The following is a 10,000-nucleotide window of genomic DNA, read 5'->3' on the forward strand; positions in this document are numbered from 1 at the left end:
GCTCAAGAGACGATTACAGGATTGCACCCCTGCATTTTATCATATAATTAAAAAACCTCATTTGCCTATTGTCTGACTAAAAGGCAGGGTTTAATCAGGCTGTTACGGCATCCGGCGTGAACCGGCGCCAAATGACTATGGGAAACGCAAAACAGCTCCTTGATGGGAAAGGCCTGACGCCATGACTCTCCGCAATTCGTCTGCGCTCGCAGCGCTTGTTCTGACGCTGATGGGCGTCAATGCCGCTCAGGCCGCTACCGCCACCAGCGAAACCTTCGGCAAGCTGGCCGACGGCAGCGAGGTCAAGGCCGTGGTACTGAAAAACGCCAAGGGCGTTTCGGCCAAGGTCATCACCTATGGCGCGACCCTGCAATCGCTGTGGGCCCCGGATCGCAATGGCAAGGCCGCCGAAATCACCATCGGCTATGACGACCTGAAGGGCTATGTCGAAACCCCGCAGTATCTGGGGGTGACCGTCGGCCGCTACGCCAACCGCATCGCCAAGGGCAAGTTCACGCTGGATGGCAAGACCTATACGCTGGCCACCAACAATAATGGCAACCACCTGCACGGCGGCCTGAAAGGCTTTGACAAGGTCAACTGGACCCTGGCTTCGGTCAAGAGCGGCGGCAAGACGGGAGAGGCTTCGGCCACCTTCACCTACACCTCGCCGGACGGCGAAGAGGGCTATCCCGGCACCATGAAGATCGAGGTGACCTATAGCCTCAATGAAAACAACGATCTGACCATCCGCTACAAGGCGACGACGGACAAGCCGACCATCGTCAACCTGACCAACCATGCCCTGTTCAATCTGGCGGGTGTGGGTTCGGGCCGCTCGGCGCTCGAAGCCTCGCTGCAACTGGAATCAGACGGTTATCTGCCCACCAATGAAACCGCCATTCCCTACGGCAATATCGCCCCGGTCAAGGGCACGCCGTTCGATTTCACCAAGCCGGCGGTGATCAATGAGCGCGTGCGCGATGCGCGCGATCCGCAAATCCTGATCGGCCTTGGCATCGACCACAACTACGTCCTGCGCGGTGGCGTGACCAAGACGCCGAAACAGGCCGTCACCCTGATCGACGCCAAGTCGGGCCGCGGCCTGAAGATCCTGACCACCGAGCCGGGCATTCAGATGTACACCGGCAACTTCCTCGACGGGAAGGTTCCGGGCCGCAACGGTCAGGTCACCCGCATGGGCGACGCTGTGGCCTTCGAAGCCCAGCACTTCCCCGACAGCCCCAACCAGCCGCAGTTCCCGACCACCCGTCTGAACCCCGGCGAAACCTACACCCAGACGACGGTTCACCACCTCTTCGTCGCCAAGTAATCCAAGAAGTAAAGAACGCCCACACCGATGTCCGACCGCAACCTTTCCCGTTCCAAGACCAAGCTCCGTTCGCGCGCCTGGTTCGACAATCCTGAAAACGCCGACATGACGGCGCTCTACCTTGAGCGTTACATGAATTTCGGCCTGTCGCTGGAGGAGTTGCAGTCGGACAAGCCGATCATCGGCATCGCCCAGACCGGTTCTGACCTCAGCCCGTGCAACCGCCACCACCTTGAGCTGGCCAAGCGCATCCGCGAAGGCATCATCGAAGCGGGCGGTATTCCGCTGGAATTCCCGGTCCACCCGATTCAGGAAACGGGCAAGCGTCCGACGGCGGGCCTTGACCGGAACCTCGCCTATATCGGCCTCGTCGAAGTCATCTATGGCTATCCGCTGGACGGCGTCGTGCTGACCATCGGCTGTGACAAGACGACCCCGGCCTGCCTGATGGCCGCCGCTACCGTCAACATCCCGGCCATCGCCCTGTCGGTGGGCCCCATGCTCAACGGCTGGTACAAGGGTGAGCGCACGGGTTCGGGCACCATCGTGTGGAAGGCCCGCGAACTGCTGGCCGCGGGTGAGATCGACTATCAGGGCTTCATCAAGCTGGTGGCCTCTTCGGCGCCTTCGACCGGCTACTGCAACACCATGGGCACGGCAACGACCATGAACAGCCTGGCCGAAGCGCTCGGGATGCAGCTCCCCTACTCGGCCGCCATCCCGGCCCCGCACCGCGACCGTCAGGAATGCGCCTACCGCACAGGCAAGCGCATCGTCGATATGGTCCACGAAGACCTTAAGCCGTCGGACATCCTGACCAAGGAAGCCTTCATCAACGCCATCCGCGTCAATTCGGCCATTGGCGGTTCGACCAATGCCCCGATCCACCTCAACGCGCTGGCCCGCCACATCGGCGTGGACCTGAAGATCGAGGAATGGCAGCAGTACGGCGAAGAGGTGCCGTTGCTGGTCAATCTGATGCCTGCCGGTGAATATCTGGGTGAAGATTACCACCATGCCGGTGGCGTCCCCGCCGTGGTGGGTCAGCTCATCAAACACGGCCTGATCCATGAAAATGCCATCACCGCCAACGGCAAGACCATCGGCGAAAACTGCCGCGATGCGGTCATCGAAGACGAGCGTGTTATCCGCCCGTTCGAGCAGCCGCTGAAACTGGCCGCCGGGTTCCGTGTCCTGTCGGGCAATCTGTTCGATTCGGCGGTGATGAAGGTCTCGGTCATCAGCCCCGAATTCCGCGAGCGCTACCTGTCTGATCCGGCCTCGCCCAACGCCTTTACCGGTCGCGCCATCGTCTTCGACGGCCCCGAAGACTACCACCACCGCATCGACGACGAATCCCTGAACATCGATGAGCACTGCATCCTGTTCATGCGCGGTGCCGGCCCCATCGGCTATCCGGGTGCCGCCGAAGTCGTCAATATGCGCGCCCCCAACTACCTGCTGAAGCGCGGTGTCACCTCGCTGGCCTGTATCGGCGATGGCCGCCAATCGGGCACGTCGGGCTCGCCTTCGATCCTCAACGCTTCGCCCGAAGCGGCGGCGGGCGGCAACCTTGCCATTCTGCAAACCGGCGATCAGGTGCGCGTTGATCTCAATGACAACACGGTCAATGTCCTGATCTCCGACGCCGAAATCGCCGATCGCCGCGCCGCGCTTGAGGCCGCCGGTGGCTTCCAGTACCCGGCGCACCAGACGCCGTGGCAGGAAATGCAGCGGGGCGTCGTCGGTCAGATGGGGTCGGGCATGGTGCTCGAAAACGCCGTCAAGTATCAGCGCATCGCTCAGGTCGGTGCGGGTGTGCCGCGCGACAACCACTGATCTCTTTTGTTAAAGCGTTTGTTCAGCCGCCGGGGGTCAGCCTCCGGCGGTTTTTTGTTACCGCCAGATCAGGGTTAATACTTTTTGTGCTGCGATAAGTGTTCGACGGACTTTGATGTAAGGCGGACATCGTTTCTATGCAATATATTACCGCCACATCAACCAAATAGCCCAATTTATAACCAAAATCAGGGCAGTAAACACGATCTTTACACTTAACCACCTATACATGTCGTAATCGCGTTATCTGTTGCGGGTGGTTACCTATGTCGATTCGTTTGCGTCTGATGGCCCTGATTGCCGCCTTCGGCGTCATGGCCTTGCTGATTACCGGCCTCGCCCTGATGTCTCTGGACCGCTACAAGACCATGATGACAGAATACGGGACCGCCTACGAACACGCTTACGACATTGAACGTATCAACCGCATGGTCAGCACCGTCGTGATGGAGTCACGTGGCATCTACCTGTCCATGGACAAGGCCGAGGCGTCGGCATTTGCGGGCAACCTTACCCGCAATCTCGATGAACTGGAGCAGGCGCTGAACGATTGGCGATTATCGAAAGACGCCGAAGAGCGCGCAGATTACAGACAGATCGAAGCCGCCGCGCGTGAGCTTATCGCCAGCCGCCGGACCGTAGTCAAACTGGCGAACGAAGGCGACATCACCAAAGCAACAGCCGTCGGGACAGGCGACCGTGAAAACCGCATCGCTCTTCAGCAGAGGCTCGACACGCTCGTGGTTGAAGCCCGCAAGGATCTGGCGCAGACCCAGGCCGAAGCCGCCGCTTTTTCGCAACAGCGTGGGCAAACCTTCCTGATCATGGCGCTGGTCTCCATCGCCGCTATACTCGGTCTGTCGGCCTGGGCGATCCTGCACTTCATCACCCGCCCGCTGCGTCATGTGGCGGGAACCATCATCAGCCTGTCAGAAGGGCATCTCGACACGCCCGTCCCCGAAGCCGAGGGCAAGGATGAGGTGGACGCCCTGTGGCGCGCCATTGGCCGACTCAAGGCCCACGCTATCGAAGCGGAAAAAATCGTCGCTGCTCAACGCGAAGCCGAACGTCTGCAAGCGCTCGAAGCCCGTCAGCTCATACTGGACTGACCCGATTTGCGGTAAATGGTCGAACGGTGGATACCCAGTGCCCGCGCCGCCGCGCTGACATTACCGCCATGCGCTTCAAGCGCGCGCCGGATGGCCGCCGTCTCCACATCATCCAGCCGTCCCTCGGTAAGGTTCGTCACTGCCGGAGCCGTGCCATCCTCTTCGCAGCGCGCGTGATAGAGCCGCCCTTCGTGGTCGCGCAGACGCAGCGCACCGGGCCGCAAGCCCCCGGCATCGAACAGGTCGTCAAAGCGCAGGCTGTCGAGATCATCCCAGTTACGCCCGGTCAGCGACAGGCCTCGGCGGTTAGCGGCGACCACCACCCCGTCACGAAAGACCAGAATACCTTCGCGCGCCGCCCCCAGCAGGCTGGAATCGCTATGGAAACGCAGGGTCTGGCACGACTCGAAGCCTTCGCGGAACAGGCGGTGTTCGATCTGTTCGACCGCCAGCCGCATCAGACCCAGCATGTGCCCGCCCTGCATATGGGCCGGGGTCGAGAGGTCAAGCACCCCCAGAACCGCGCCGCGCGGGTCGATGATCGGCGTCGCGGCGCAGCTCAACACGCGGTGCGCCTGAAAATAATGCTCGGCACCGTTGACGGCCACCGGGCGACGCTCGGCAATCGCCGTACCGATGGCATTGGTGCCGGTGCCGTCCTCGCTCCACAGAACGCCGGGGCGCAACGCCACCTCCGCCGCCTTGCCCGCAAAGCCCGGATCACCCACGGCATCGAGGATTTCGCCGCGCGCATTGGTCAGGATGACGATGCCCGAAAGTTCACGCGCCTCGGCGTGCAGGGCGTCCAGTTCCGGACGTGAAATGCGGCGCAGCGCCTCGTGCTTTTCGTGCAGCAGGCGCACATCGCTGGTCGAGGGGGCTTCGGTGCGCGGATCGGCAGCGGCATTCAGCCCCATATCGGCGCAGCGTATCCACGACCGCAGTATGGCGTGCCCCACCTGATCGACGGGCAGGCTGTGCTTTTCGAAGAAGGCCTTACGCGCCGCCTCGACGCGGGCCGGATCGTTGGTCATGGTTTCCTGCCGCATTATCGTTTGTTGCCGACATTATGCGCCCGCTTTCGACGTCTGTCATCTGTCGCAAAATGCGACATATTCGACACCTGTGACGCAGCCTGCGACAGCGGGGATTGGCGGGGTTTCACAATGCACGTGATGCTGCGGCGCATCATGTGGGTCCGTGCTTGCGACAGGCCATCGCAGGGGCGCAGGCTGGGTGTCTCAGGGGTTAACACCAGATAAGGACAACTCGCATGACCAAGCATGAACGCGATCTCACCGCCGCCACACCGTTCAAAACCCGCTACGGTAACTTTATCGGCGGTGACTGGGTCGAACCGGTCAATGGCCGCTATATGGACAATATCTCGCCGGTGAACGGCCAGAAGCTGTGCGAAGTGCCGCGCTCCGACGCGCAGGACATTGAACGCGCGCTCGATGCCGCCCACAAGGTCAAATCGGCCTGGGGCCGCACCTCGGTGACCGAGCGCGCCAACATCCTTCTGAAGATCGCCGACCGCCTCGAAGCCAATCTCAGCCTCGTCGCCGAGGCCGAAACCTGGGACAATGGCAAGCCGCTGCGCGAAACCACCGCCGCCGACATTCCGCTGGCCATCGACCATTTCCGCTATTTCGCCGGCTGCATCCGCGCGCAGGAAGGCTCCATCGGTGAACTGGATCACGACACGGTCGCCTATCACTTCCATGAGCCGCTGGGCGTTGTGGGCCAGATCATTCCGTGGAATTTCCCCATCCTGATGGCGGCGTGGAAGCTGGCCCCCGCTCTGGCCGCCGGTAATTGCGTGGTGCTGAAGCCCGCCGAACAGACCCCGGCCTCGATCCTAGTCGTCGCCGAACTGATCGCTGACCTGCTGCCGCCGGGCGTCCTCAACATCGTCAACGGCACCGGCATCGAAGCGGGCGCGCCGCTGGCCAAAAGCCCGCGCATCGCCAAGATCGCCTTCACCGGCTCGACCGGCGTGGGTAAGGAGATCATGCGTTCCGCCGCCGACAACCTGACCAACATTACGCTGGAGCTGGGCGGCAAGTCGCCCAACGTCTTCTTCGCCGATGTGATGGACGAAGACGACGCCTTCCTCGACAAGGCACTGGAAGGCTTTGCCTTCTTCGCCCTCAATCAGGGCGAGGTCTGCACCTGTCCGTCGCGGGCTCTGGTCCACGAGTCGATCTACGACAAGTTTATGGAGAAGGCCATCAAGCGCGTCGAAGCCATCACCCAGGGCGACCCGCTGAACATGGGCACGATGATCGGCGCTCAGGCCTCTCTGGAGCAGTATGAGAAGATCCAGAAATATCTCGATATCGGCAAGGCAGAAGGCGCCAAGGTCCTGACCGGCGGCGAAGCCAACCACCTGTCCGGCGACCTGAAGGACGGCTTCTATATCAAGCCGACCATCTTCGAAGGCCACAACAAGATGCGCGTCTTCCAGGAGGAAATCTTCGGCCCCGTCGTTTCGGTTACCACCTTCAAGACGGTGGAAGAGGCCATCGAGATCGCCAATGACACCATCTATGGTCTGGGTGCCGGTGTGTGGAGCCGCGATATGAATACCGCCTATCGCGCCGGTCGCGGCATCGAAGCGGGCCGCGTATGGACCAACTGCTACCACGCCTACCCGGCCCATGCGGCCTTCGGTGGCTACAAGCAGTCGGGCATCGGGCGCGAAACGCACAAGATGATGCTTGACCACTATCAGCAGACGAAGAACATCCTCGTCTCCTATCAGCCGGCCAAGCTCGGCTTCTTCTGATCGGAAATGCAAAAGCGCGGCGGCTGTGAAAGTCGCCGCGCTGTTTTAGCGCGCGCCCATCCGTCGCATGGCGGCACGGCCCTCTGCGGCGCATCATGTCTCTCATACCAACGGCCGAAGATGCTGACCGCATCCGGCCGTTGAAAACTCGAGAATTTCTCATTTGTATCAGTGACATGAGAAATTCTCGAAAGGCATACCAAGAGTCATTTTCAATGACCCTTGGTATCACCCCCATCCGCAGGAGAAACGCAGCATGGCCAGAACCATGAAGGCGGCCGTTGTCCGCCAGTTCGGTAAACCCCTCACCATCGACGAAGTGCCGGTGCCGGAACCCGGCGAAGGCCTGATTCAGGTGGCCATTCAGGCGTCGGGCGTCTGTCACACCGACCTGCACGCCGCCGAAGGCGACTGGCCGGTGAAGCCCAATCCGCCCTTTATCCCCGGCCACGAAGGCGTCGGTTACGTTTCGGCGGTGGGTAAGGGCGTCAAGCACGTCAAGGAAGGCGACCGCGTCGGCGTGCCTTGGCTCTATACGGCCTGCGGCCATTGTCGTCACTGTCTGGGCGGGTGGGAAACCCTGTGCGAATCCCAGCTCAACACCGGCTATTCGGTGAATGGCGGCTTTGCCGAATATGTGGTGGCGGATCCGAACTTCGTCGGTCACCTGCCCAAAAACATCAGCTTTACCGAAATCGCACCGGTCCTGTGTGCCGGCGTGACCGTCTATAAGGGGCTGAAGGTCACCGACACCAAGCCCGGCGACTGGGTGGTCATTTCCGGCGTCGGCGGTCTGGGCCACATGGCCGTGCAGTACGCCAAGGCCATGGGGCTCAACGTCGCCGCCGTCGATATTGACGACGCCAAGCTCGACCTCGCCCGCCGTCTGGGCGCGACCGTGACGGTCAATGCCAAAACGGAAGCCGATCCCGCAGCCTATATCAAAAAGGCCACCGATGGCGGGGCGCAGGGCGTTCTCGTCACCGCGGTTTCGACCACCGCCTTCAAACAGGCGCTCGGCATGGTGTCGCGCGGCGGGACGGTGTCTCTGAATGGTCTGCCACCGGGGGAATTCCCGCTCGACATCTTCGGCATGGTGCTCAATGGCGTGACTGTGCGCGGCTCCATCGTCGGCACGCGCCTCGACCTTCAGGAATCGCTTGATTTCGCCAGCGACGGCAAGGTCAAGGCGACCATCGCCACCGAAAAACTGGAAAACATCAACGACATCTTTGCGCGTATGCACAAGGGGCAGATCGAAGGCCGTATCGTGCTCGACCTGACCGCCTGACGTCTGAGCGTCTGTGACGCGCAAGCCGACGCCCTGCCCCCTCCCCGGCAGGGCGTTTTTTATGCTTACGCAACCCTCCCTTGCCTTGAGGTTGGTTTCAGAGAATAGTGTTACGCGCGCTTAGAACATTCGTCGACTCAGTTGAGCCGGCGAATGATATAAATTTCTGTTTTATCTCGATATTTTTCCGAAAACCACCCACACTTTTCGACATATCGCTCTAAATGGAGGGGACATGCCATTCTATTCCGGGACAAAACCGGCCACCGAGATGGGGCTGAAATACGCTCCGACCATGCCGTCTGCGCTTCTGGTGGCCGTACTGGATGGCGACATCGAGCGCGAAGGCCGCACCACCGCCGTCCTTTACGAAAGCTTTGTCTATGAGGACGAAATCGAGGGCCTGAGGTTTCGCGTACCGCAAAGCTACATTACTGACTTCGCCTCCATTCCCTGGCTGGTGCGCGGCCTGATCCCTGCCTTTGGTCGTCATGCCAAGGCGGCGGTCGTGCACGACTGGCTCTACGCAGTGGGCGAACCCGACATGCGGGCGCGCGCCGATCGCGTCTTTCTCCATGCCTTGCGTGAACTGAAGGTGGCGTGGTTCAAACGCCTTATCCTGTACACGGCGGTGCGACTGGGCGGTGGCGGCGGTTACAACAAGGAACGCCGCATCTGGAACCGGACCTTTGCGGACTGGCGCGATGGCAAGCATCTTGAGATTGCCCCGTTCGAACGCCACACGGCCTTCAGCGGCGAAACCAACGGCCCGCAACCCCTGTAGCTAAAAATCCCGCGCGCCCTCTTTCGCAGGGCGGACGAACCGCCTATATTAAGCGTGTTCCCTCGGGGACTATGGGGATAAACGCCCACGTAATAAGCGGACTGGACCCGGGTGCGATTCCCGGCGGCTCCACCATTTTCCTCCGTTTGCGGAGCTTATATGGGGCCGATCAGCATCGACAGACGTGTAAAGGTGTAGCCTTCCCTCAGTTTGAGCCTCTGTGATCGGCTCAAAATTATAGTTGCGAACGATAACTTCGCTTCGGATCAAGCTCTTGCTGCGTAATGCGGCGGATCTAATCCACCTAAACTCCTAGGGCTTAAGCTCCCTAGGCGGGGCCCGCTGGACGCCTGGCAACAGAAGTCCAGCACCTCCCAAACATTTCGAGGGCCTGGCAACAGAACCTCGCCACTTCCTCCACATTCCGATCAGGCCCGCGCCAATTGTAAGTGAAGATGGGGGACGCCTGGCAACAGAAGTCCAGCACTTCCTCCCTCCAAAGCCATCACAAGTCGGGGAAATCTCGCACCTGCGGGCATTTTGCTGTTTTGTTTCAGCCGCACCGTGTTAAGTCTGGGGCAGACTCATTCAACCAATGCAGGTGCCCCGCCCGACATGACCGATACGCCGTCCGTCATTGACCACATGGATTATGCGACCCTGACCCAGAACGCGCTGCGCGGTGTGATCCGTGAAGCCCTGATCAAGGCGTCGCATCCGCACGGCCTGCCCGGAGATCACCATTTCTACGTCACCTTCCTGACGCGCGCCGAAGGTGTGACCATCCCGGACGACCTGCTGAAACGCTATCCGCGCGACATCACCATCGTGTTGCAACACCAGTATCGCGAAC

At 60.9% G+C, this 10,000-nt stretch carries 8 protein-coding genes and 1 other RNA gene; 8 read left to right on the forward strand and 1 reads right to left on the reverse strand.

Annotation, left to right across the window (positions count from 1 at the left end; genetic code table 11):
• Window positions 1–181 precede the first annotated feature (181 nt).
• From LDL37_RS03875 to LDL37_RS03885, 3 genes are all read left to right on the forward strand, one after another.
• On the forward strand, window positions 182–1,333 hold the full coding sequence (locus LDL37_RS03875; RefSeq protein WP_290794621.1) for an aldose epimerase family protein: 1,152 nt from the start codon (window positions 182–184) through the stop codon (window positions 1,331–1,333).
• A gap of 27 nt (window positions 1,334–1,360) precedes the next feature.
• Complete coding sequence (locus LDL37_RS03880) at window positions 1,361–3,172, forward strand: IlvD/Edd family dehydratase (RefSeq protein WP_290794624.1); 1,812 nt, start codon at window positions 1,361–1,363, stop codon at window positions 3,170–3,172.
• A 266-nt stretch (window positions 3,173–3,438) separates the two neighbouring features.
• Window positions 3,439–4,281 carry an MCP four helix bundle domain-containing protein gene (locus LDL37_RS03885; RefSeq protein WP_290794627.1) on the forward strand — a complete coding sequence of 281 codons (843 nt, stop codon included), beginning with the start codon at window positions 3,439–3,441 and terminating at the stop codon, window positions 4,279–4,281.
• Here the strand turns inward: LDL37_RS03885 and LDL37_RS03890 are convergent.
• Window positions 4,263–5,315, reverse strand: a complete 1,053-nt coding sequence (locus LDL37_RS03890; protein ID WP_290794630.1) for a helix-turn-helix domain-containing protein — start codon at window positions 5,313–5,315, stop codon at window positions 4,263–4,265. The genes LDL37_RS03885 and LDL37_RS03890 overlap by 19 nt on opposite strands.
• A 239-nt stretch (window positions 5,316–5,554) precedes the next feature.
• On the opposite strand from LDL37_RS03890, the gene adh reads away from it, so the two are divergent.
• The 5 genes from adh to LDL37_RS03915 form a co-directional block, all read left to right on the forward strand.
• On the forward strand, window positions 5,555–7,072 hold the full coding sequence (adh, locus tag LDL37_RS03895; protein ID WP_290794633.1) for an aldehyde dehydrogenase: 1,518 nt from the start codon (window positions 5,555–5,557) through the stop codon (window positions 7,070–7,072).
• A gap of 256 nt (window positions 7,073–7,328) precedes the next feature.
• Window positions 7,329–8,363 carry an alcohol dehydrogenase AdhP gene (gene adhP / locus LDL37_RS03900; RefSeq protein WP_290794636.1) on the forward strand — a complete coding sequence of 345 codons (1,035 nt, stop codon included), beginning with the start codon at window positions 7,329–7,331 and terminating at the stop codon, window positions 8,361–8,363.
• Between the two features lie 235 nt (window positions 8,364–8,598).
• The gene (locus LDL37_RS03905; RefSeq protein WP_290794640.1) at window positions 8,599–9,147 is read left to right on the forward strand and encodes a DUF1353 domain-containing protein; all 549 of its coding nucleotides are present in this window, start codon (window positions 8,599–8,601) and stop codon (window positions 9,145–9,147) included.
• 17 nt (window positions 9,148–9,164) lie between these two features.
• Window positions 9,165–9,519: a transfer-messenger RNA gene (ssrA, locus tag LDL37_RS03910) on the forward strand.
• A gap of 243 nt (window positions 9,520–9,762) precedes the next feature.
• A partial coding sequence (locus LDL37_RS03915; protein WP_290794643.1) for a ClpXP protease specificity-enhancing factor SspB occupies window positions 9,763–10,000 on the forward strand: 238 nt, incomplete at its 3' end.

This window comes from Asticcacaulis sp., assembly GCF_020217185.1.
Taxonomy (GTDB): domain Bacteria; phylum Pseudomonadota; class Alphaproteobacteria; order Caulobacterales; family Caulobacteraceae; genus Asticcacaulis.

Bases quoted from the DNA above. Each gene is read 5' to 3' on its own strand.
- LDL37_RS03875 (WP_290794621.1), top strand. From the start codon at position 182: ATGACTCTCCGCAATTCGTCTGCGCTCGCAGCGCTTGTTCTGACGCTG.
- LDL37_RS03880 (WP_290794624.1), top strand. From the start codon at position 1,361: ATGTCCGACCGCAACCTTTCCCGTTCCAAGACCAAGCTCCGTTCGCGC.
- LDL37_RS03885 (WP_290794627.1), top strand. From the start codon at position 3,439: ATGTCGATTCGTTTGCGTCTGATGGCCCTGATTGCCGCCTTCGGCGTC.
- LDL37_RS03890 (WP_290794630.1), bottom strand. From the start codon at position 5,315: ATGACCAACGATCCGGCCCGCGTCGAGGCGGCGCGTAAGGCCTTCTTC.
- adh (WP_290794633.1), top strand. From the start codon at position 5,555: ATGACCAAGCATGAACGCGATCTCACCGCCGCCACACCGTTCAAAACC.
- adhP (WP_290794636.1), top strand. From the start codon at position 7,329: ATGGCCAGAACCATGAAGGCGGCCGTTGTCCGCCAGTTCGGTAAACCC.
- LDL37_RS03905 (WP_290794640.1), top strand. From the start codon at position 8,599: ATGCCATTCTATTCCGGGACAAAACCGGCCACCGAGATGGGGCTGAAA.